18 protein-coding genes and 1 pseudogene are annotated in these 25454 nt (G+C 25.4%); 11 read left to right on the top strand and 8 right to left on the bottom strand.

Going from position 1 to position 25454, the window contains the following annotated elements; translation table 4 throughout:
• The first annotated feature begins 165 nt into the window (after window positions 1-165).
• The 10 genes and pseudogenes from NX772_RS01490 (at window position 166) to NX772_RS01440 (ending at window position 13938) form a co-directional block, all read left to right on the top strand.
• Window positions 166-387: a hypothetical protein gene (locus NX772_RS01490; RefSeq protein WP_027123555.1), complete on the top strand. Its 222-nt coding sequence runs from the start codon at window positions 166-168 to the stop codon at window positions 385-387.
• A gap of 15 nt (window positions 388-402) precedes the next feature.
• On the top strand, window positions 403-714 hold the full coding sequence (locus NX772_RS01485) for an Mbov_0395 family pilin-like conjugal transfer protein (RefSeq protein WP_027123556.1): 312 nt from the start codon (window positions 403-405) through the stop codon (window positions 712-714).
• Between the two features lie 6 nt (window positions 715-720).
• On the top strand, window positions 721-2220 hold the full coding sequence (locus NX772_RS01480; RefSeq protein WP_027123557.1) for an Mbov_0396 family ICE element transmembrane protein: 1500 nt from the start codon (window positions 721-723) through the stop codon (window positions 2218-2220).
• Window positions 2221-2231: 11 nt separating this feature from the next.
• On the top strand, window positions 2232-4877 hold the full coding sequence (locus NX772_RS01475) for an Mbov_0397 family ICE element conjugal transfer ATPase (RefSeq protein ID WP_027123558.1): 2646 nt from the start codon (window positions 2232-2234) through the stop codon (window positions 4875-4877).
• Between the two features lies 1 nt (window position 4878).
• On the top strand, window positions 4879-5487 hold the full coding sequence (locus NX772_RS01470; protein WP_027123559.1) for an Mbov_0398 family ICE element protein: 609 nt from the start codon (window positions 4879-4881) through the stop codon (window positions 5485-5487).
• Window positions 5462-9463: pseudogene (locus tag NX772_RS01465) on the top strand (Mbov_0399 family ICE element protein). The gene NX772_RS01470 and the pseudogene NX772_RS01465 overlap by 26 nt, the downstream one beginning before the upstream one ends.
• Before the next feature lie 273 nt (window positions 9464-9736).
• The gene (locus tag NX772_RS01455; protein WP_027123578.1) at window positions 9737-10714 is read left to right on the top strand and encodes an Mbov_0400 family ICE element protein; all 978 of its coding nucleotides are present in this window, start codon (window positions 9737-9739) and stop codon (window positions 10712-10714) included.
• A gap of 175 nt (window positions 10715-10889) precedes the next feature.
• The gene (locus NX772_RS01450) at window positions 10890-11888 is read left to right on the top strand and encodes a DNA cytosine methyltransferase (RefSeq protein WP_036450324.1); all 999 of its coding nucleotides are present in this window, start codon (window positions 10890-10892) and stop codon (window positions 11886-11888) included.
• A 4-nt stretch (window positions 11889-11892) separates the two neighbouring features.
• Entirely contained in the window at window positions 11893-12651 is a 759-nt protein-coding gene (locus NX772_RS01445) for an Eco47II family restriction endonuclease (RefSeq protein WP_027123569.1), read from the top strand.
• Between the two features lie 66 nt (window positions 12652-12717).
• Entirely contained in the window at window positions 12718-13938 is a 1221-nt protein-coding gene (locus NX772_RS01440) for an Mbov_0401 family ICE element transposase-like protein (protein WP_027123570.1), read from the top strand.
• Window positions 13939-14305: 367 nt separating this feature from the next.
• Here the strand turns inward: NX772_RS01440 and NX772_RS03980 are convergent, their stop codons facing one another.
• The 6 genes from NX772_RS03980 to gyrA form a co-directional block, all read right to left on the bottom strand.
• The gene (locus tag NX772_RS03980) at window positions 14306-14605 is read right to left on the bottom strand and encodes an IS30 family transposase (protein ID WP_465223509.1); all 300 of its coding nucleotides are present in this window, start codon (window positions 14603-14605) and stop codon (window positions 14306-14308) included.
• A 91-nt stretch (window positions 14606-14696) separates the two neighbouring features.
• Window positions 14697-15086, bottom strand: a complete 390-nt coding sequence (locus tag NX772_RS01435) for a hypothetical protein (RefSeq protein WP_259429392.1) — start codon at window positions 15084-15086, stop codon at window positions 14697-14699.
• A 56-nt stretch (window positions 15087-15142) separates the two neighbouring features.
• Window positions 15143-15232: a hypothetical protein gene (locus tag NX772_RS03975; protein ID WP_465223508.1), complete on the bottom strand. Its 90-nt coding sequence runs from the start codon at window positions 15230-15232 to the stop codon at window positions 15143-15145.
• A 249-nt stretch (window positions 15233-15481) separates the two neighbouring features.
• The gene (locus NX772_RS01430; protein ID WP_084477565.1) at window positions 15482-17206 is read right to left on the bottom strand and encodes a Na/Pi cotransporter family protein; all 1725 of its coding nucleotides are present in this window, start codon (window positions 17204-17206) and stop codon (window positions 15482-15484) included.
• Between the two features lie 11 nt (window positions 17207-17217).
• Window positions 17218-18549 carry a signal recognition particle protein gene (gene ffh / locus NX772_RS01425; protein WP_027123184.1) on the bottom strand — a complete coding sequence of 444 codons (1332 nt, stop codon included), beginning with the start codon at window positions 18547-18549 and terminating at the stop codon, window positions 17218-17220.
• An 80-nt stretch (window positions 18550-18629) separates the two neighbouring features.
• A complete protein-coding gene (gene gyrA / locus NX772_RS01420; RefSeq protein WP_027123185.1) occupies window positions 18630-21224 on the bottom strand; it encodes a DNA gyrase subunit A in 2595 nt (864 codons plus the stop codon).
• A 151-nt stretch (window positions 21225-21375) separates the two neighbouring features.
• Here gyrA and msrA point away from each other — a divergent pair, with 151 nt between their 5' ends.
• Window positions 21376-21897, top strand: a complete 522-nt coding sequence (gene msrA, locus NX772_RS01415) for a peptide-methionine (S)-S-oxide reductase MsrA (RefSeq protein WP_027123186.1) — start codon at window positions 21376-21378, stop codon at window positions 21895-21897.
• Window positions 21898-21918: 21 nt separating this feature from the next.
• Here the strand turns inward: msrA and NX772_RS01410 are convergent, their stop codons facing one another.
• Window positions 21919-23283, bottom strand: coding sequence for a hypothetical protein (locus NX772_RS01410; RefSeq protein ID WP_027123187.1), 1365 nt, complete (start codon window positions 23281-23283; stop codon window positions 21919-21921).
• A 78-nt stretch (window positions 23284-23361) separates the two neighbouring features.
• Window positions 23362-25452, bottom strand: coding sequence for an elongation factor G (gene fusA / locus NX772_RS01405; RefSeq protein WP_027123188.1), 2091 nt, complete (start codon window positions 25450-25452; stop codon window positions 23362-23364).
• Window positions 25453-25454 lie beyond the last annotated feature (2 nt).

Below are 25454 nucleotides of genomic sequence, written 5' to 3'. Positions count from 1 at the left end.
GAACGTGGTTTTGTTCTTTGCTCTAAATTAAGTATGTAGAACTGTTTCGAATTAATCTCTATATACTTATGCAATAAAATTATAACATATAGAACGAGTTAATAAAAAATAAAAACGCTTTACGAATTAGTAAGGTGGATTTTTTAATTACTTTAATGGAGAAATATGAGAATATCATTAATTATTACTTTATTTTTATTTGCATTCTTTTGATTCTTTTTTTTAATAAGAAGTTGAATTAAAAGAAGAAGAAACGGAATACCATGAATAAATGGTAGAATGACAATTTTTCAAAAAGCCATACTTTTATTTAGCTCTTTAATAGCTGGTGGAATAATTTTAGCTATAAGTGAAATTTATACCAAAGGAATAATATGAATATGATAAAAAGGGAGGTTAAATATGTGATTAGTTAATTTTGATTCTAATAGTTTAAATAATGCAATAACAAATGTTTCAAATAAAACTGAAAAACTTTTACAACAAATTTGAGGATGATCTTCGGGTATAGTTGCATTTATTTTAGTAGGTGCTTTAATAATTGAGTTTATCAGATTAGCAATATCAAAAAATCCGGAACAAAAAGAACAAATTAAAAAGCAAATTAGAATTATTTTATTAGTTATGCTTGGAATTTTAGCAACAGTACTTGTATTATTTGGTTCAATTTATGGAATTTATAAAAATTCTGCACTAGAAATTACTGGAGGATAATAATTTATGTTTGGTTTAATTTTTAATGAATTAGCTTGATTATTTTTTAGTATGATATGGTTTTTGGTTGTTCAATTACCAATGCAAATAATTAGTATTATTTATGACATTTTCAAATTATTTGGATTAGATTTTGCAAAATATTTAATATTTTCTAATTCTTCTCCTGAAACAGGTTTGAAAATTCCTGTTGAAGCAGGAACATTTGCCCTTGCTTCAATAGTGTTTTTGGTAATACTTGTATTAATAACAATAATAAGATACTTTTTTGTTATGAAACATGAGAAAAAAACCGAAATCATCAAGACATTATCTAAAAATATTTTACCTGCGATTAGTATATTTTTAATATTACCAATTGTAACGTTTATAGGTTTTTTTCTTTTAACAGTATTATTTGATTTACTAGAATTAGCTTTTACAAATGGAGATAAACAGAATTTTGCAATATCTTTATTTAGCAGTTTAAGACCGAGTGAGTTTTTTAGTGAAAATACTTGAAAAGAAGTTATAGAAAACAATTTTTCTGTTAACCCTTTAAAAGATGAATTTAATAAATTAGCTTCTGGACAAGGATTAATGCTTTTATTATTTTATGGTGCGATATCTATAATTTTAATATATAGCATTGGTTCAATTGTTATTTCATTAGCGACAGAAGGTTTTATGGTAGCGGGTCTATTTATTTTAGCTCCAGGGTTTGCCGTTTATTCAGTAGTAGACAACGGAAAAGTTTTAGCAAAATGAAGAAGACAATTTATAGGGCAAATGATAATAATTCTTTTTTATTTTATAGCTTTAAATATATTTTTATTAATGGTAAAAATAAGTTTAAAATTAGATTTTATACCAGAGGATCAAACACCTACAGGTTTTATTGCTTCGATTTTAATTAAATTCATAATATTAATTGCAGTTACTACTTTTAAGGATAAATTAATGGACTTTTTAAGTAGTATTTTAGGTTTAGAGGCATCATTTAAAAGTGGAATTAAAAATGTTAGAGATAAACTAAAAACAGGGTTTGGCGGAGTTGCTAAAACTGCTATGGTAGCAGGTTCTGTTGGTGGTTTAGCTGTTGGAGCATCAAAATTAGGAAAAAAAGTAATTGGAGCTGATTTAGCAAAAAACTCCTTGAAACAACAATATAATTCAGGTCAAATTTCTAGAACAGAATATAAAAAACAATTATTAGATTTAAAACAGGATCGTAAAGATAAGGGTATCAAATGAAGTGACACAAGAAATGGAATTTTATTTAATAATAAAGTGTCTCGTAATATAAGAGATTTTGTAGATAATCAAAAATTACAAAAAAACAATAATATTATTGAGCAATTTGATAAAGGTGTGTTTGCAAATACCAGCCAAAATAGAAGTGAATATTATGGTGCTAAATTTAATAATGAAACTATTAAAAATAGAATGAGTGCTAGAGACTTATCTAGTCAATTAAATTCACAGAAAAAAAGTCTAGCAGGTAAATTTAAGAAAAAGAGAAAATAAAAGGAAATAAAATGGCAAAGTTACAAAGTAAAAAACTAAAACATTCTTCAACGATTTTTATTTGAAAAAAATTTACATTAATTGATACCGCTTTACTGTTTGTATTTATTTTTATTTCATATGGATTATCTTTTTTTGCATTTAGTTTTGCTCCTAATTTAGTAAAATTCATACTATTTATATCAGTATTAGCTTTAGAAATGACATTGTTAATACCTATTTCTAGCCATGGAGCAAAAGGGTATATTGTTTTTGGAAGAATGATTAGATTTCTATTAAGACCAAAAAAATATTCTATGAATAGTAAAACAAGTGCAAAAACCAAATTTTTAGTTCCATATGAAAAAGTAGAAAACGATTATATTAAAAATAAAAATATTAGTTATGCAATGCGATATTTCGGAGCTATTGAAATTGAGGGTAGAGATATTTCAAAAGAGCATAACGACGATATGTTTATTTTAATTGAAAAATTAACACTTTTATTTTCTAAAATAAATACTAAAGCAACTATCATTAAGTTGCCCAAATTAATAAATTTAAATAAAAATATTGAAACTTTCAATAATTTAAAAAATAAAAATAATATAAATATATCGAAAGAAATGTTCGATTATTTTGAAAAAGATTTAAATGATAAAAATCAAAATCGTCAAACTGATAAATACTTTTTAGTCATTTATGCTAATGACGTAAAAAGTTTAGATGAAGAAATTAAAAATATTTCTGATGAGCTTTATAACATTGGATTAAATTATGAAAAGTTAAAAATAGATAGTTTGTTAAATTTAATTAATGAAATCCAATTTCCACATACAAATTTTTCAAATGAAGAGTTAGAGGAAATTAAAAACGCGCAAAAAATAGATGAGTTTTTTGCATTTTCGGAAATAGAATTTAAAGCAAGTTATATAAAATCCAAAGATGCCTTTTATTCTACACAAACAATTTCGGAATTTCCATTAAGTTTGAATCAGAGTTGAGTTCAAAGAACATTTGATAGCGATAGTGTAGTGTTTTGACATATAACACCTTTAAAAAAGGAAAAAATTTCAAAAATACTAGATAATACAGAAAAAAATATGGAAGTTAATTATTTAGAAGAACAAAATCGTTTTGAAAGTAGAAAACTTCAAAAAGAATATGAATCTTTAAATGAATTGGCAGAAGTTGCAGCGCAAGATCAAGAGGCAATTGTATATTCGACTATTATTCTTTTTAATAGAGCTTTAAGTTTAGAAGAATTAAAAGAGTTAGAAAAAACTAACAAAAAAAATCTAGAAGGTTGAAATGCAAAAATTAACAATTTAACTTATAGGCAATTTGAAGGTTATTCTTCAACGTTATTAAAATGAAGCGATAATATTAAAGAAGCACAAGAACAAATAGCATCTAACATTTCTTTTGCTTGACCATTTGCTTTATCAGAAAATAATGATTATAACCATAATTTAGTGGGTTTTAGTGAATATGATAAAAGTCCGGTATTTTTTGATCAAAGCTTAAAAAATGATAAAAGACAAAATTTTAATATGTTTATTGTCGGAACTTCAGGGGCTGGAAAAACTACTTTTACTAAAAAAGCTATTGTGGAAAAATTAATGAAAAATGATGAAATCATAATTTTAGATCCGCAAGGCGAATTTACTAAATTTACTAATAAAATGAACGGAGAAATCATTAATTTAGGTTCTTCTTCTAATAAAGTTTTTAATCCTTTACAAATTAGAAAGTTATTTAATCCAAAAAATGAGGAAAATACAAAAAGTACAAATTCAGAATTATTTATTTTACATGAAAACTTTTTAAGAGAATGATTAAAAATTCTATATCCTGAATTCCTAGATAGCCATATTAGATACATAATTTATAGTTTGAAAAAGTTGTATCAAAAACTAGGTTTTTATGATATGAAAGAAGATATAAGTGAATTAGCTAATGATAAATATCCAATTTTCAGTGATTTAATTGAATTTATGAAAGAAGATAAATCAAAAGATTTTTTTAACAATGAAATTAAAAATAATGTTCTTTTCATTTTGAGTGATGACTTTTTAGAAAATGGAAGATTTAAAGAAATTTATAATAATCACTCTAATGTTGATATTAATAATAAAATGACTTTATTTAACGTTTCATCATTGATGAATTTATCTAAAAACATTTTTAATGCTTCATTTTATTTAATTATAAGTTTTATTCAAGGACGTATTTCAAATACATATAATAAAAACTATCATATTTGAATTTATATTGATGAGGCGCATAAGTTTATTGATGAAGAAAATATATCAACCTTGGATTTTGTATTTTCAACAGTAAAAGAGGGAAGAAAATATAACTGTGGAACAACACTTACTACACAAAACCCTTCAGACTTTGTAAAAACAGAAAAAATAGCCAATAAAGGAAGGGCAATTATAGGTAATTGTCAGTATTCTGCTATCTTTAAATTAAAATCACAAGACATTGAAGCTATAAATAATCTATATTCAAATTTAGGCGGTTTAACTGAAAGTGAAAAAAGATTTTTAGCTTTGGCACTAACTGGAAAATGTATTTTAACTGTTAGTGAAACAAAACGTTTAGAAATTGACTCTTATTACAACTTATTAGAAAAAGAAATTTATTTTGACAAAGGGGATTTAAGAAGATAGAATGGGAGCGAATAAGGAAAACAAAAAACAACAACAAAAAAAGATAAGAGATAAAAACATTTTACAACCACGTTATAGCGGTAGATTTAATAGAAAAGAAGATGCTGTGCTTTTTAATCAATTAAAAGAAGAATTACGTTTAAAAAACATACCAGTGTCTGACTTTGTAAATAAAGCTATTTTAGATAAATATAAAAACTTAAAAGCGAAAGCGCAAGTAAGAGACGTAAAAGATGATTTATTTTATGCTTTAAAAAAGGCGCTTTGAACTAATGATAAACCTATACATAATAAAATAAATGAATTACAACAAATTACTACTTTTGAAATAGGTATACTTAATAAAAAACTTAATTGAATAATTCAAGTTTTATTTAATATGGCTGACATTAAGGATGAACGTCACAACTATAATAAACCTAATTCTTTATGATTACAAGAACCTCTTGACTTTATAGAAGAAAGAGATAGATATATTAAAAAGGTACATGCAAATAGAGAAAAAACCTTATTAGAAGAAATAAAGGATAGAGAAAGATTTGAAAAATTTAAAGAATTTTGATTAGACGATTTGGAGAAATACGATGAAGAGGAAGAATTTAAAGAATAAAATACCTTATTCGGCATTGGCAACAATGCCTTTATTTTCACTACCAATAATTTTAAGTCTTTCAGCAGGAAGTAGATATATTGATGAACCCCGTTATGTTAAAGATTTAGAAACAAGAAGAAGTTATACTAATAAATTAAATTTTGAAACCACTTTTAGTGCAAATGGTTTAGATAGATTATTCAATGGTACTACTAAAATAATAGAAACGGAAGGATATACTTTTTTTACTAATTTGTTTTATCCTCAAGATTCTTGATTCAATACTGCTGCAACTAAAATTAGAACTAGAAATTCGAGAGCTTTTCCTAGAATAACTTATAACAATGGTATAAGTGGTCAAAATTCTATAATCAAAATAGCAAATGATACATATTCAGGAACGCAAATTTGAAAAAGTGAAAATCATAGAGGAACTGCATCATATCTAAACCCTGAACCATATGAAGTTTGGAAATACAATACAAATTTAGATAGAATAAAAGAACAAGCGTGATTTGGAGCTGATAAAAATCTTTATAAAGGTATATACGATGCTGGTAGAGAAGCAGGAAGTAGACAAGCTTTAGTAGACAATGGAGATTTTGCAAAACATTCTTTTAATAATCTTAATCTGGACATTTCGACCGAAAGTAAATTAAATAATTGAATTAATTCCATGAATATTAGTATAGAAAATGGAAATTCTAGTGATTTTGCTGATCAATTTAGAAATAGCTATTTTTATAATTCAAAATCACTACTAGACGATAATAGTAGTATAAGAAACGCTTTAAAAGAAGCAATAAAAAGAAAATATAACGAGATAAAAAGAAGTATTGCTTCGAATTTTAGAATTACTAAATTTGAAGTTAAAAATTTAGAGTTTAAAATAAATTTTAAATTTGCTGAAGAAGGTATAACGGGTGGAGCTTTAAACTTTCACTATCGTCTTAATAATAAAATAGAAAAATTTAAAATTGCTGTAAATATAGATTTTGCATATGAAACAAAAAATGATAGCGAAACTATAACCAAACAAAACTTATATAATCATTTAAATAATTCTAAAAGATTATTTTTAAGTTCTGACTTTTTAGAAAATGGAGTTTTTGAAATACCAACAGATACTGGTTTTGAAAGAGGATTAAATACTGAAAAAATAGCAGTTGACGATACATCTAACTGAGAATATGCCATCAATAAACTTAATGGATATAACTTTCAAAGTGATTCTAACTTTAGTTCACAACTCAAAATGGAAACTTATCAAGATGGAGAAAAATTAAGATTCTTTATCAGATATCATAATCCCTTTAATAATAGAACAGAACATTTTTTGATTTCAGAAAACATTTCAGTAAAATATAATCCAACTGATAAATTTAGAAATAAAGATATAAGTTCCAGGCTAAAAATTACACCGGGAAAATATTTAGATTTAACCAATCCATATAGTTTAGAATTAGTTGATGATAAACCAGTTTTAATACAAGAATCAAATAAACCTGTTTCAAGAACTTATGGTGGAAAATGACTATATAATGCACCCGCTAAACTTCAATTTACTACAACCATTAGAGAAGATGAAGTGTTATTTGTTAATAACCAAAAAGTAGATGTTTTAGATAGGAATTTTCAATTTAATTTAGCTGATTTAAGATTAGAAAAAACTGAAAATAACGGTCAAGAAACTTCAGGAACTAATGAATATGAAATTAGTGTTGTGAAATACAATAAAACCAATGCTAATGAAGAAAATAGAGAAGAGGTAAGTAGATATACGATATTTATTATCATACAATCTGCTAATAATATTGTAAATGGTAAATGATTTGCTTGAGATCCTGAAAACAATCCTAAACAAAAAGAACTAATAGAAGAATTTTTAGTAGATAAAGATAATAATTTTATTTTAGATAAAAATGGAAACAAGATTAATAACCCTAAATTTGACCCTTTAATTGATAAAAAAACAGGAACTAAAAAACAAATTGTTTGAGTAGAATTTAAAAATAGCGACTTAAAATTGCCTAATAATACAAGATTTATACAAGATCCTTTAAACGAAAGAAATGAATTATTAGATAATAATGAAGATATAACTTGAGGTTTTATTGCGGAAGCTTCTGTTGTTGGTAAAGGAATTAATTTAGTTTTAGATGATATTAACAATTCGAATGTTGCCAAAAGATTTTTAATAAATAAAAATAATAATGAAATCATAGAATTAATTAATGATGAATTGGTTCAACCTACTGTCAATACAGGAAATGATATTACTTTAACTTCACAAGAAAATAACTATTTTTCTTCTTCAGGGATTTGACTATTTACTTCTAGAACTGAAAAGGGAATAGATGCATATAAAATGTTTTTAATAGGTGAAAATTCACCAAAAGATTTATTTACTAATACTTTCCCGAATGAAAGTATAACCCCTTTTTGAAGCTCAATAAAAGGTAAGCATTTATATAGTTATTTAAATCAAGTTTTAAACATAGATAATAGTCAAATTTTTAAATTATCTTATGAAGAAATTCTAAATTATTGGAAATTATATATAAATGAAGCATATGTCGGCAAAATTAATAATTAAACAATTAGCATAAAAATTAAACCAGTAGTTAATATTCAAAAAATATTGGAAACAACAAGAAAAATAGAAAAAGAAGATTTTGTCCTTAATGAAGAAATAATTAATTCCTTTTTAGCTGATTTTGAAAATAAAGATAAAGTAAGAACAGAGATAGAGATTTTAGAAAATAGTTTAACCTTTAAATTTGAAATAAATGAATCTACAACAGGAAATAACATTTATACCATTGATCCAGATTCTATTATTGTAAATGTAATTTGAAAATCACAACATGAAGAAGATGAATTAAATAAAAATAAAATCGACATAGTTCCAGAAATAAATATAGAAATTATTAAAGAAGGCGCTAAAAATACAGAGAAAAATTATTTTGATCTTGATAGCAAAATCGAACAATATAGTGTTTTTGAAAATAAAGATAAAGTTAACTTTTCTTATTCTTTATCTGAAGATAATTGATTAAGAATCGAATGAGAAGTTAAACCAGAATTTAGAGACACACATTATATAAAAGTATTAAATAGAATAAAAAATTATAAATTAGTATTTGCTAGTCCTTTTTCAAGAGAAAAATATCAGGATATCTTTAAAAATTTTAATTTAAAAGAAATAAATTTAAAAGGATTATCGGGTTTAGAAAATTTAGAATTAGCTAAAAAAATAGTAACAGATTTAGTTATTAACAATATGAATTCTAAATTTGTTTATGGAGTTGATTATACTATTAGCAATTTAGATACTGTATTGAGAGAATTACTTATTGAAGGAGCTTCTACATTTGATAATCCTTTATACAAAAAACGTAAGCTAGAATTAGATAGTAGTGTTGCTACGCCCGATAAATACTACTTGGGGTACAAATTGATAGATATCTTTAATTTGGTAAATAATACTTATATTCCACCAGAAAAAAATATTATTAATTACAACATCAATGATATCGAATTGGAAAATATTTCTAATTTTAAAGATTTAAGAAAAGAAATTATAAAAAGAATAGATAATGATTTAAGAGAAATAGGAATTAACTTTGAAGATTATTTAATTTTTGAAAATGAAGTTAAATTATTGGAATTACTAAAAATTAACACTTTTAATCAAGTAGAAATTAATTTAATTCCTAAAAACTTTCTTTTGAGCGGTTCAAAAACTATAAATATTTCTAATGATTTACGTTCCGAAGAAGAAAAAAGTAAAGAAAAAGAAAATTCTTTAAGGGAAAATGATTCTATAGATAGTATAAATAAGGATGAAAATAAAGAAAATAAAAGCTTTTTTTCTAAAAAAGAAAATTTATATTGATTTATACCTTTAGTAATTGTATTTCCTACAATTTTGCTAGGATTACTAGGTGTATGGTTATATTATCGTTTTGGTAAAGGGGCAAAATTAAAATAAAAAAGTGGTTACCAAAATGGTAACCAAATTGGTAACCAAAATGGTTACCATTTTTATTCTCTTTATTATCTAAGTAAAATCATTTTTTCCTTCTGCTTAAAATTTTTTCCATATCACATTCCTTTTTTGAAATTATTTTAAAAATGTGATAAAATTTAATTGGTCATTTGTTTTCGCTTTTCGCGGAAACTTTTTTTATCCGATTTTAATTTTTAAAATATAGTTTATAATTTAATAAAATTAAATTATAAAATTTTAAAGGATATTATCAATATGGAAAATAAAGAATTAGAAAAAATGAAACCATTTTTTACTGATACTTCAATTACATTTGACAGATTAGAAAGAAACATAAATAATCATCCTGTAGTTATATTTCATAGTGATTATTATGAAAGTTATTACTATTTAAAATGTAGAAGTTTATATGATAGCGAAGGAAATTTTAAAACTGTATTTAAAGGTGAAGTTGAAATAGCTGCCAAAAAGCAAGGTTTATTAACAAAAGATAGTTTAATAGATACAACTCAAATATATAAAATTTCAGAAAAAGATATGGAAAAGGTATTTAATAAAAAAAATACATTATTTTTAAATACTGATTTTTTTAATGTAAATGAAATTATTCAAATTTATGATAAATTACAAAATAATTTTAAAGAAGTTCCTCCATTTATTTCTTTAAGTCATATTACAGTAAATGAAACATCTAATGAAGTAAAAGCTAAAACTTTATATTCTCACAAAGATCTATTAGATATAGAAAAAATTCATAACTTAAAAGATAATAGACTTAAAAAAGAAATATTAGATTTGAGAAATAAAGAAGAAAAGACTTTATTCGAAATAAAAGATATTAATGCAGGTTTAAGACATAGTAAAGATTTATTTTTAATTCGTTTAGATAATATTAAAAGAAATGAAAAATTATTTAAGACAGATTATTTAGATTTTATAACTAAAAACAATATAAATATTAAAGAATATAATTTAGCACAACAAAATGAAATTATTAGAGGTTTTGAAGAAGGATTGAGCAAAAATGAAGTTTTAATTTATACAGATGTAAAATTTCAATCTCCGCAAATGCGACAAATAATTGAAGGGATAAAAAACAAAATAAATATTTTTCTGTATTTAGATCCTAATTTAAGTTGAAAAGAAATGCGTGAAATTCGTGAAAATTTAGAAGAAAAGAAAAAATTAGAGCTAGAGCAAGAATCCGAAGAAGACTTTGGAATGACAATGTAAAAAAATAATAAATAAAGAGTTTAACAACTCTTATTATTTTATAAAAAAAGTGGTTACCAAAATGGTAACCAAATTGGTAACCAAAATGGTTACCATTTTTGTTTTTATAATATAATTTTGATATAAATAACAACAAAAATATTCAAAAGTAGAATAAATTAATTGGAGGAAACATATGAAGAGTATAGAATTATTTGCTGGAGCAGGTGGTATGGCGTTAGGATTAGAAAAAGCAGGTTTTAATCATGTAGCTTTGATAGAAATTGATAAATATGCAGCAAAAACACTTAGAATAAACAGAAAAAATTGAAATGTTTTAGAAGAAGATATCGAAAAAGTAGCAGATAGAAATTTAGAAAAAGAATTTAATGTAAAAAAATATGAATTAGATTTAATTTCCGGTGGGGCTCCTTGTCAAAGTTTTAGTTACGCAGGAAAGAAACTGGGTTTGGAAGATGTTAGAGGAACTATGTTTTATCATTATGCTAAATTTTTAAATAAATTACAACCTAAAATGTTTTTATTCGAAAATGTTAAAGGATTATTGTCTCATGATGAAGGAAAAACATTTAAAACAATTTTAAATATCTTCAAAGAGCAGGGCTATTATACTCAATTTAAGGTTTTAAATGCAGTAAATTATGGAGTTGCACAAAAAAGAGAAAGACTGATAGTTATCGGAATCAGAGAGGACTTAAAGAATAATATTAAATTTGAATTTCCTAAAGAATATGCATATAAATTGAATTTAAGAGATATTTTAATAAATGTACCAAATAGTGAAGGTGCAAAATATTCAAAATATAAAGAAAAATTATTTGAATTAGTTCCCCCAGGAGGATATTGAAAGGATATACCGGAAAATCAAGCAAAAGAGTATATGAAAAGTTGTTGATATATGGGCGGCGGAAGAACTGGTATATTAAGAAAATTAAGTTTAGATGAACCATCTTTAACTATATTAACAACCCCGCAAATGAAACAAACTGATAGATGTCACCCGTTTGAAAATAGACCTTTTACAATCAGAGAGAGCGCAAGAATCCAATCTTTCCCGGATGATTGAGAATTCTTCGGAAGTATGGCAAATAAATATAAACAAATTGGAAATGCAGTTCCTTGCAATTTAGCTTATGCAATAGGTAGTGAAATATTTAAAAGTTTAAAGGGATAGTTTTATGAAATATAATTTAAAATTTATAAAAGAAGAAGATTTTGAATATCATGTAAAAAAGACAATTATGGAATATGGAGAAATATTAAAAAAAATAAATTTAAAGAAATTTAATAAAAACATAATTGATCCAATTAAATTGTTATTTGACAAAAATATTTTGAATAAAACTTATAAAGAAATTATTGAATTGGAATTACATAGACAAAGAGATAAATCAAATAATAATGCAATAGGATATTTTCATCAAAATATTTTTAAATATATAAAAAACTGCAAAATTCCAAAAGAAGGTTGAGATATTATATATGAAGATGAGATTTCAAAAACTGTTTATTATATTGAAATGAAAAACAAGCATAATACAATGAATTCTTCTTCTGCTAAAAGTACATATATAAGAATGCAAAATCACTTATTAAATTCTAAAGATAAGGAAAAAAGTATATGTGCCTTAGTTGAAATAATTTCTAAAAAATCAGATGATTCAGAGTGGGTTATAACGCTAGAAAAAGAGAAACAATTACCAAATAAAAGAATAAGAAAAATATCCATAGACAAATTTTATGAAATCGTGACAGGAGATAAGAATTCATTTAAAAATTTATGTACTCAATTACCAAAAACAATAGAAAAAATAATAACTAATGATTCGAAATTTAAGATTGAGAAAGATACTGTATTTGATGAATTAGAAACTATTGACAAAGACATATTGAAATCATTATACAAATTAGCATTTAAAACTTATGAAGGGTTTTAAAATAATATTGCAATAGTAGTAAATTAAAAAAGGAGTTTAGTAGCAAAATATTGCTACTATTTTTTTATGGAAAAATTAAAAAAAATATCAATAAATGATTATATTAAAAATGTAAATGTTTTAGATTTATATGCTAAAGAACACTTAAAGGAAGAAATAAAATTTAGAGATTCTATTGAAAGAAAAAATAAAAAATTAGTTGTGAAAGATTATTTAAAAAGACATTATAAAACAGAATATGGAATAATTCAAATAACAAAAATTAGATATAAACAAATATTGAAAAATAACCGATTTAAATATGTATATTTTGACAATAAATTTGATACAGTATCTAAATTTAAGAGTATTTGTTCCAATTTTAAAAATAAAATTTTTGAGCTTGTAGCTTCCGGTTCTGATTATAGAAGTATAGTAAAAATGTTTCCAAAAAATACTATTTCTATAGGTACTATAAGCGGAATTATTAATAAGAAAAATGATCAAAATTCTAAAATAAATAATATTGAATCAATTGATAATGGTGATTATATTTATATTGAAATTGACGATTCTTATAGTAGTATAAAATGAAAAAATCATAAAAAAGTTAAAACTACAAATAGATTAATCGTCATGCATTTAGGGTTAGATTCTAATAAAAAAATGATCAAAAAAACAATAGTTTTAGAGCAAAAAATTACTGGTAAATCCATGCTAAAAACTTCTGAAATTTTAACTAAAATTAGACGCATAATCGCGAATGTTTATGGAGATAAAAAACGTAAAATTGTAGTCTATGGAGATGGTGCAAATTTTATAAAAGTAATAGCAAAAGAACTAAAGGCTAAGTATATTTTAGATAGATTTCATGTGCTAAAAGCGATAAAAAACCTAGTAGGTTTTAAATCAAATAGAGGTTTAAATTTTCAACTTTTTAATTGATATAAATCAAAAAATGGAACAAATTTATGATTAAAAATTTATGATTTGATTTGTAAAAACAAGTATAAACAAGCAATAAAATTACTTAAAAATATATTTAATTATATTCAAGAAAAGCTTGGTTTATGAATGCCTGATAGTAAAAAATGAGAGTATTTCAGGTTCCTAGACTACATTCAAAATAACACTTTTGGACTAGTAAATTATGATAAAGATTTTGATATTGGAAGTCATACAGAAACACTGATAAGACAAATTACTAAGTCTAAATTTACTAAAAAATCAAGTGTTTTTGGTATATATTCATTCAGAAATTTACTTAGTTTTAGATTGAATTCTAATGAGAATTTAGTTTTTCTATAATCTATCGTTTTTTACTAAAAAAATGTAAATGGCAATTTTTGTCATACAAATTTTGATAAATATATATATTACTACGTAATATATAAAATTTTAATTTTTAAAAAATGGCAATACAAATTGCCAAATTTTAAAATGCAACATAAAAAGTTATGACAAAAAATGTAATTTTTAATATTTTATTTATAAAATATTACTAAAGGAAAAAGTGTCTTTGTGTTTAACAAATTATGACACTCTTTTCCTGCTTTAAAGCTTTTCGGGCACACATGTGCGCGTGAGAAGGTTGAGAAAAAATAAAAATGACAATTAACAAAATCTAAAAATATGATACAATTAAGTTAGAGTTGGGAACAACAACCCCAGAATTTTAAACTGACCCATATTTATTTAATTTTTCTATTTCTTCTTCATATATGTCAAAAGCGCATTTTCCTTCTAGTATGTCTCTATTCATAAAATTTATTCTTTTTTCAAGATTTAATATTTCTTCTCGAGAGACTTTATTAAAATCAGTCCCTTTTTTATAAACTCTTCTTATAAGTCCGTTAAAATTTTCATTAGTTCCTCTTTGAAAAGAAGCGTACTTATCGGTTTTATAAATTTTAATTCCTAATTTTTTTGCTAATATTCCAACCGCATTAAATTCAATTCCATTATCAAAAGTAATACTTTCAACAGGTAATTCTAGTGTATTTATTCTTTCATAAAGGACTTTATTAATGTAAAAGGATTTTTACTTGAAACTTTTACAATTATTCCTAATCTGCTTTTCTCTCCACTAAAGTTAAAAGACTAGAATGCCCTGCGGATTTTTTACCTATAACTAAATCACCCTCTCAATGCCCAAATGTTTCTCTTAAATCAATATGTTTTGGTCTAGCTCAAATAGGAAAAACATAATTTGACTGCACAAGTCTTTCAATAACGTTATTTTTTCTTTTTCCGCCTTTTGTATAGTGCTTTCTTAATCTATCTTTATTAGTTAATACTCATTTTCCTGTATTAATCCAATTAAAAACAGTCCTTAGCGAAGGGATTTTAATATTTTTAATACCTTCTTTTATTAAGTTGTAAGTCATTTTTATTCCGCATGTTGCTTTGTTAAAATTATCTTTAATAAGTTTGCTAAATTCTTTATAATCATCCATTTGAGAAAAGAAAAACAATCTTTTATGTTTATGTCTTATTTTAGCTTTTTCATTTGCTATCAAATGATCATAAAATCCGTAAAAATTTGAATTTCTTTTAATTCTCTTGACACTGTTGAGTGATTGACATTAAGAAAATTAGCAATTTGTCTAATTGAATATTTTTATAAAACAATTTCTCTATTAAAAATCTTTTTCAGCATTTAAATGCGAATAATGCTTTGTTGTATTATAATTCATATGGTCCTTTCAATAAAAAGTATGTTGTCTTAAATTTTTATAGAGCTGTTTTTTATTTAAAAAATCAAGTGCAACCACTTTTTAATTTTACATTATAGTGGTGCACTTGATTTTGCATTCAGGGAAAAAACAGATGTTTTTTAACAACTGTTTTTTTATTTATCTAATTCAATAAATGTGGTGTGTTCTTTTTCTGAAATTCTTTTTACTTTTAATCTAGAATTTTTGATGTAATGGTTTATTCTTTGACAGTGGTGAGCGATTCTTTCAATAGTTCTTAATAATATGCTGTAATCAAAGTCTAATTCTAATTGTTCTTTTCCTTCGTTTGTTTTTAATCTATCAACATTTGATTTAGCAAAATTAAAAGTAAGAGCATTAATATTTGCTGCTAATTTATCAATAAATTGACTTCTTTCTTTATTATTTTCTTCTAATTGATCAATTGAATTTTTTAAAAGTTGAGTAATTAAATTGGTTAGTTCTTTAATTTCGACCAAAATATCTGCATTAATATTAAAGAAATTATCATTTTTGGAACTATAAATTTTATTCATTTCTGTAATTATAGAATTACCTAATCCCATAATTTTATCAATAGAACGAGAAGAAAGTATTAATGAAAGATGTGTTTTCGCTTCTTCTTTAGTTAAATTTTCAGAGCTTATTCTAATTAAATAATTATAAATTGATGTCCTTGTGTCATCAATGATATTTTCTAAGTCTTCATATCTTTTGAGTTCTTTTTGATCTCCTTCAGATATATATTTATTTAATATTTTTATTCCCTCTAACGAAATTTGACCTTGTGAATAAAGTGCTTTTTTAGCTACTTTTAATGCTAATGAGGCATTTTGTCCTAATAATTCCTCTGGTAAAATGATATTAAATTCAGAATTTGTTTCCTTTGTTTTAATAATTAAGTTAACTAATTTTTCTAGATATTTAATATTTCAAAAGTAAATAAATACTAATATAAAATTAAAGAATAAATGAGCAATAGATAGTTGTAATGCTTTTTGTGATGGAACTAAAATTTTAATAAAATCCGCATAAAAAGTAAAAGGATAAAGAAAAGGCAATAGTAGTAACGAAATTGATAAATTAGTGAATCCTCAAATAATTGCTATTTTTTTAGAATTTTCGTTTCTTGAAGTTAGTGAAACTATTAAACCAGTAACTGTTGTACCTAAATTTGCTCCAAAAACCAGTGCGATAGCTGAAGGAAGTTCTAAAACAAAATCAGCTTCATTAAAAACAACTTGATAAAGTGTAACGGTTGCACTTGAAGATTGCATTATTCCTGTTAATATGAAAGAAAAACCAAAAGAAGATCAAGGATTTATAGCTACAAAAGATAAAGAATTTTTAAAAAAATCTTCTTTAACGATTTGTTTTGCTGCACCGGACATAATTTTTAAGGAAAAAAACACCATACCTATTGATAAAAGAATTAAAAATATATGAGATGCTCTTTCTTTTTTAGTTAGTAAAGAACCAAATACCCCAATAAACATAAATAAAATAAAGTATTCAGTAAATTGAAACGCAGATTGAAATGAAACAATAAGAGATGTGGTAGCAGTTCCTATATTAGCTCCCAATAAAAACGCTATAGCAACTTTTAAACCAATAAATTTAGCAGCTAAAAGTCCCATTATTAGCGCCATTGCACCATCAGATGATTGTATTAATGTAGTAAAAAATACACCAAATAATAATGATATAAAATTATTTTTGGAAATAATTTTAATTACTTTTTTAAATTTATTATCACCAATATTTTTCAAACTAGTTGATAATTTTTTAGTTGAAAATATAAATAAAGATAAGCTAGCTAATGCAAAAATTATAGCTAATGAAGTCGTTTGAAAAGTCATAAATTTCAAATTTATTTGTTAAATAAATTTGCAAATCCTCCCATTCCGTTTTTGGATATTTCTTTCATTTTTTTAGATAAAGAATCGAATTCGTTAATCAATTTATTGTATTCTTGTGCTGTTCTACCAGAACCTTTAATTATTCTTTCTTTTCTAGAATTAATTTTTAAAAGTTTAGGATTTTTTCTTTCTTCCATAGTCATAGAAGAGATAATTATTTCATAAAGTTTTATTTTTTCATCAACTCCTTCAACTTGAGATATATCTATTTTGCTTTCTAATCCTGGAATTAATTTTATTATTTTTGAAAATTTACCCATTTTTTTCATCTGATGTAATGAATTTAATAAATCGTCTAAATTAAAATTACCCGAAAACATTCTTTTACCTAATTTTTCAGCTTTATCTTTATCTATTACTTCCTCTGCTTTTTCAATTAAAGATAAAACATCACCCATTCCTAGTATTCTATCAGCCATTCTATCAGGGTGAAATAAATCAAAATTGTTAGTTTTTTCACCTGTACCAATAAAAGCTATAGGAATATTTAGTAATTTAGTTATAGAAAGTGCGGCTCCACCTCTTGCATCAGAATCTAACTTAGTAATAATAGAAGAAGTTAAATTTAAATATTCATTAAAAGTGGTTGCTACATTTATTATATCTTGTCCAGAAAGAGCATCTGCTACAAATAATATCTCATCTGGTCTTGCGATTTGTTTAACATTAACTAGTTCTTGCATTAGTACTTCATCAATCGATAAACGTCCTGCAGTATCAATAATAACAAAATCATAAAATTCAGTTCTAGCTTTTTCCATTCCATTTTTCACAATATCTTCAACTTTGGAATCATTTTCAAAATAAACATCTATGTTCAATTGTTTACCTAAAACTTTTAATTGTTCAATAGCTGCAGGTCTGTATATATCAGCAGCTATCATTAAAGGTTTTTTAATTAATTTTTTTCTTAAAAAATAACTAGTAAGTTTTGCTGTTGAAGTTGTTTTACCAGATCCTTGTAAACCTGTCATCATAAAAACTGTTCTATTATTTTGTAACTTTATTTCTTTTGTTTTACCACCTAAAACTCTAGTTAATTCATCATTAACTATTTTTATCATTTGTTGTCCTGCGTTTAATTTGCCAATTATTTCGGATCCAATCGCTTTTTCTTTTACTTCTTTAATAAAATCTTTAACAACAAGTAAATTTACGTCAGCATCTAATAAAGCAATTTTAATTTCTCTTGTTATTTCTAGTAAGTCTTCCTCTTTTAAAACTGTTTTTTTATTCGCTTTTTCCATTGCTTTTTGCAATCTTTTACCTAAAAAATCTAACATAATGTTTTAAATTATATTAGATTTAATAACTTATTTTAGAAAAATAAAAAAAGAAGTAAAATTTTACTTCTAAATTTTTATTAATTTTCAGCTATACCTTCTATTTTTGCAATCGCTTTAATAGAATCTTTTTCTTTTAAAGAAATAATTTTTACTCCTTTAGTATTTCTGGAAGTTTCAGCAATTTGACTTAAAGGCGTTCTTATTGCTACACCTTGTTTAGTTAAAATTAGAATTTCTTCTGTCCCTTTTACATTACCTATATAAGTTAATCTTCCGGCTTTTTCACTATTTATTGTTTTAACACCCTTAGCTCCACGTGATGTAATTCTGTATTCATCAATTAATGTTTTTTTTCCAAATCCAAACTCTCCTAGAGCTAATATATAATTACCTTCTGAAGTTGTAGAAGCTCCTACAACTTCATCCTTTGGTTCTAATTTAATTGCTTTAACACCTTCTGATATTCTTGATAAGGTTCTTAATTCGTCGCTTAAAAATCTTACAACATGACCATTAGATGCACCAATAATAATTTCATCACCATCTTTTACAATAAAGGCTCTTTGTAATTCATCGCCATCTTTTAGACCTAAAGCAATTTTACCGTTTGAATTAATTCTTTGATAATGAATTATATCTGTTTTTTTAATTATTCCTTTTTTGGATACTGTAACTAAATAATTTCCTGTTTTATATTCCGAAACAGATAGCATAGAAATAACTTTTTCATCTTTTTGTATTGATATTAAATTAATAAAAGGAATTCCTTTTCCTAGTTTAGATTGTTCAGGAATTTCATAAGCTCTTAATCTATAAACTTTTGCTAAGCTTGTAAATATTAATAAATCTGTGTGCGTATTAGTAATTAATATTGAACTTAAATCATCATCTTGATATGTTGTAGCTGTGTTAGAACCAACACCACCTCTATTTTGGGTTTTATACTCATCAATATTAATTCTTTTTACGTAACCATTTGTTGTTAATGTTATTGCTACATCATTGGATGGTATTAAATCTTCATCATTAATAGTCCCGATTTCTGTAGAACTAATTTCTGTTTTACGCTTATCTGCGAAATTTTCTTTAACTTCATTTAATTCTTTAATTATCAATTCTATTAGTTTATTTTTTGAGTCTAAAATTTCTTTTAGTTCTTTTATTTTTTGATATAGTTCATCCATTTCAGAAATTAATTTTTCAACAGCTAATCCTGTTAATCTACTTAATCTCATTTCAATAATTGCTTTTGTTTGGATTTGTGTTAATTTAAATCTATCTGCTAATTTTCCTTGAGCCTCGGCGTCAGATTTAGAAGTTTTAATTATTTGAATAACTTCGTCTATATTTTCAATGGCTATTTTTAAACCTTCAAGAATACGAACTCTTTCTTCGGCTTTTTTTAAATCAAACTGTAACCTTCTTGTAAAAACATCTACTTGGTGTTCTAAATAAACTTCTAATGCTTGTTTTAAATTTAATAATTTAGGTTCACCTTTAACCAAAGCGATCATATTGATAGAATAACTTATTTGTAATGATGTTAATTTATAGAGATTATTTAATACAACTTCAGGAATAAATCCTTTTTTAATGTCAAATACAACCCTGATTCCTTCTCTTGAAGTTTCATCTCTGATATCAGAAATTCCTTCAATTTTCTTTTCTTTTATTAATTGAACTATTTTTTCTATTAATACAGGTTTTTTTACTTCATAAGGTATTTCGTAAACTATTATTTTACTTTTTCCGTTTTTAAATTCTTCAATTCTAACCTTTGATCTTAAAATAAAAGAACCTCTACCTGTTTCATAAGCTTTTAAAACTCCACTTTTCCCTAAAATCATTGCTCCAGTAGGGAAATCAGGACCTTTGATATATTCCATTAATTCATTTATTGTAATATCAGGATTTTTAGCTAATGCAATTGTTGCATCAATAACTTCACCTAAATTGTGAGGTGGTATTGTTGTTGCCATACCAACTGCAATACCTGTAACACCCGAAACTAAAAGATTAGGTATTTTTGAAGGTAAAATACTTGGCTCTACTTCTGAACCATCATAATTAGGTATAAAATCAACAGTGTCTTTTTTAATACTTTCTACCATTAATGAAGCGATTTTAGACATTCTTGCTTCTGTATAACGCATAGCTGCAGCTTCGTCACCATCGATTGAACCGAAATTACCATGACCATCAATTAATGGATATCTTAATGAAAAATCTTGAGCCATACGAACCATAGCATCATAAACTGATGAGTCTCCATGTGGGTGATATTTACCTAAAACATCACCAACTATTCTAGCAGATTTTTTATGCGCTACAGAATGAGTAATACCTAATTCACTCATTCCATATAAAATTCTTCTATGAACGGGTTTTAAACCGTCTCTTGCATCCGGTAATGCTCTTGAAACAATAACAGACATAGCATATTCTAAAAAAGAATTACGCATTTCATCTGATATTGCTTTAGGTATAATACCCGAAGTCTCTGATTCGATTAATTGAGAAGAAACTACATATTCCTCTTTATCTTGAGGAGCAATTTCTTCCTCATCTTCCTCTTCTTTTTTTTCTTCTTTTTGAAAAACTGTTTTTATTTCTTCATCTTCAACTAAATATTTTTTTAAGTCATCTTTTTTATCTTCTTCATCAAAAAACATGGTTACCTCATCGCTTACTTTAATTTAAATATAATTTAAATTATAACAAAAAAAGTATATTTTTGGATTTTGTTAATTAATTTTTGTAAAATTTCATTTTGTCATATATCATTTATTTATTAGACATAATTTTTATCTGAAGGAGAAAAAAATGAAAAAAGAAATTTTTATTGCTGGAGGTTGTTTTTGAGGTGTGGAAGCTTATTTTTCTAGAGTATTAGGTATAGAAAAAGCTGAATCTTTTTATATAAATGGAGGTTTTGAAGGCGTTACTTATAAAGAAGTGTGCACTACTACAAAACATGCAGAAGCAGTGAAAATCATATATGAAGATAGTCAAATTTCAGAAGAAATAATATGAAATCTTTATTTAAATATTGTGGATCCTTATTCTTTAAATAAACAAGGTAATGATATAGGAACCCAATATAGAGTTGGAATATATTCTAATGATGAAGAACTACTTGATAAGTACAAAAAATTAAACTCTCAATTTGTTAAAAAAGAAAATAAAAATAATTTTTTAGAATTTTTACCTGTATATGATCAAACTAAAGCTGAAGAATATCACCAAAAATATTTAGAAAAAAATCCTCTTGGATATTGTCATATTAATCTTTATAGTATACCTAAAGAATTATTAAAAGAAGAATATAAAAAAAACATCAACTAGTAATTAGAAAGTTGATGTTTTTTAGTTTAAATCAAAGGTCTGTGTATAAATTCTTTCGGTATTTGATTTAGATTTATATTTAATAGTTAGAATTTTTGTTTCTTCAGAGTAGGTTGCATCAGAAAAGTTTGTTTCATGATTATTAACGGTCTGTATTTGGGTAAAATTTAAACCATCTTTTAAGACTAAGATTTTATTATCATCTTTAGAATTTCCTCCTAACAATCCAATAAATTTTGCTCTTTTATAATATTGCATTCCTCTAAAACCATTTTTTAATTTAGCTAGTTTTGCATGAAATAATTCTTTTCAGTTATCACTAGCGGGTTTAAAAGCATTTTCAAAAAGATTTTGATCATCATCTGACATAGAAGTGCTATTATCCATATTATTTGATTCACCAGAAGAAACACTACTTACAGAATCATTTGAACCACTTGCACTTTCTGACTCTGAAGCTGCAGAGCTAGTTTCTAATTTTACATTAATTGTTTGAGAAAATACTTTATTACTTACTGAATTCTTTATTTTATATTTAAATGTTAAATTACCCGTCACTGAATCATATATGGTGTCTAATGTTTTTGTAGGAAATTTATTAGAGCTATCAAACTTATCGCTTTTATCTATTTCTGAAACACGGGAAATATTTTTAAAATCTGTTCCTTCTTTTGCAACAAAAATTTTATTGTCATCTTTAGAATTTCCACTTATAATACCAATGAAATTTTGTTTAGGATAAAATTGTAAACCGTAAAAATCACCTTTACTATCTACTTTATTTTTAAATAAAGTTTTTCATTCGCTTGAAGCAGGTACAAGAATATTTTCATACAATGTTTCATCAATTTCTGCTTTTTTATTTTCTTTAGTAAAAATTATTTCCTGTGTATAATCTTTATCTGTTGGATCTCCTTTAATTTTATATTTAAAAACTAAAGTTCTAGTTTCTTCTTTTCATTCGGCATCTCTATATCTTTTTATATCTCTTGTATCACTAGGGATAGTGATTTGTCTAATTAATTTAGAATCAAGTCCTTCTTTAGTAATAAATATATCATTATTATCTCTTCCTATTCCTAATAATCCAAAGAAATTATTAGTTTCATAAAATTGAATTCCCGTAAACCCTCTTGAATTAATCAAATCATAGAATTTTGTTTGAGAATTTTCGTCTTTAAAAACTAAAGCATTTGAATAATCAAAATTAGCATCGTAACTTGCTTCAACTATATTACTTTCTTTTTCTGTATTTTTAACTTCTTTTTCAGTACTATTTTCTTGATCTGCCGCTATAACTTCTCCGCTTTGACAAGAAATTAAAGAAAATAATGTTAGTGAAGAAATAGTTCCTAATAATTTTAGCTTTAATTTTTTTAATTTCATAAATTTCCCCTTTAATTTAGTGTTAAAAAAACATAGAATTTTAATTTAAAAAATTAATAATTCTATGCATTATAAATGCTATTCTTCATCAACTTTAATAGCACGTTTTTTAATAATAACATCAGCGATTTGTTTTGGAGTTACTTCATAATGATCGAATTGCATTTGATATGTTCCACGACCTGAAGTCATAGATCTTAATTGTGTTGAGTAACCAAACATTTCTGATAATGGAACATCGGCTCTTATAATATTAGCTCCATCACTTCTTGTTTCTTGCTCTTTAACTTGCCCTCTTCTACGTGATAAATCTCCCATTACATCACCAGAATAATCTGCTGGAACAACAACAGAAACATCCATAATTGGTTCTAATAAAACAGTTCCTATAGCATCTTTAGCTTTTGTTAATGCTTTTGATGCCGCAATTTTATAAGCCATTTCTGAGGAGTCAACATCATGGTATGATCCATCAAATAATGTAGCTTTAATATTAATCATAGGATATCCGGCTAATATACCTGCTGCCATTTTATCTTCAAGACCTTTTTGAATTGATTTTATATACTCTTTTGGAATTTTACCACCAACAATTTTATCAACAAATTCAAAACCACCATCTGGATTTGGTTCAAATTTAATTCACACATGACCATATTGTCCTTTACCACCAGATTGTTTAATATGTTTACCTTCAACTTCAGCAGATTTAGTTATTGTTTCACGATATGAAACTTGAGGAGCTCCAACAGTTGCTTCTACACCAAATTCTCTTTTTAAACGATCAACAATAATATCTAGATGTAATTCACCCATACCTGCAATTATAGTTTGTCCTGTTTCTTCATCTGTTCATGTTTTAAATGTAGGATCTTCATTTGCTAATTTTTGTAAACCTAAAGATAATTTTTCAGTAGCTGCTTTAGAAGCTGGTTCTAAAGCTTGAGAAATAACAGGTTCTGGAAAAACCATTCTTTCTAAAACAAAACGTTTAGCTTTTTCTGAAATTAGAGTATCTCCTGTAATTGTATCTTTTAACCCAACAGCTGCACCAATATCTCCTGCTCTAACTTCATCAATTTCTTCTCTTGAATTAGCGTGCATTTCCAAAATACGCCCAACTCTTTCTTTTTTATCTTTGGTAGAGTTATAAACATAGGAACCTTTTTGTAAAACTCCTGAATAAACCCTAAAAAATGTTAATGTACCAACAAATGGATCGTTCATTATTTTAAAAGCTAACGCTGAAAAATCAAAATCATCTGAAGCAGGAACTTCAATAACTGATTCATCATCTGCATAACCTTTTATAGCTGGAACATCTAATGGTGAAGGTAGATAGTCCACAACTGCATCTATCATTTTTTTAACACCTTTATTTTTAAATGATGTACCACAAACTACAGGGAAAAATTCTGAAGTTAAAGTTGCTTTTCTAATAGCTGCTCTTAATGTTTCTGAATCTACTTCAGATCCATCTAAAGCCATCATCATAACATCTTCATCAAAATCTGCCACAGCTTCTACTAATTGATTTCTCATTAATTTAGCTTTATCTAATAATTCAGCAGGAATTTCAATTTCCTTTGCGTTTTCTTCTTTTTCACCATCGTATTCGAAAGCTTTCATTTCAACTAAATCGATTAGTCCTCTATAATCAGATTCTGCTCCAATATTTAATTGGATAGCAACCGCATTTCCACCTAATCTTTCTTTAACTGAACGAATTGAAGCTTCAAAATCAGCTCCTGCTTTGTCCATTTTGTTTACGTAAACAATTCTAGGTACTTTGTAATTTGTCGCTTGTCTTCAAACTGTTTCTGTTTGTGGTTCAACACCAGATTGAGCATCTAGAACAGCAACTGCTCCATCTAAAACTCTTAGTGAACGTTCAACTTCAACAGTAAAGTCAACGTGCCCTGGAGTATCGATTATATTAATTCTTTTATCTTTTCAAAACGCTGTTGTAGCAGCAGAGGTTATAGTGATACCTCTTTCTTTTTCTTGTTCCATTCAGTCCATTTGTGAACCACCATCGTGTGTTTCACCTATTTTATGTATTTTTCCTGTATGAAATAAGATTCTTTCTGTGGTAGTAGTTTTACCTGCATCAATGTGAGCCATTATACCGATATTACGATAATCTTTTAAGTCGAATTTTCTTGCCATAA

Source organism: Mesomycoplasma molare (assembly GCF_024918955.1).
GTDB lineage: Bacteria > Bacillota_I > Bacilli_A > Mycoplasmatales > Metamycoplasmataceae > Mesomycoplasma_A > Mesomycoplasma_A molare.
This window is presented reverse-complemented; position numbering and strand designations above follow the sequence as displayed.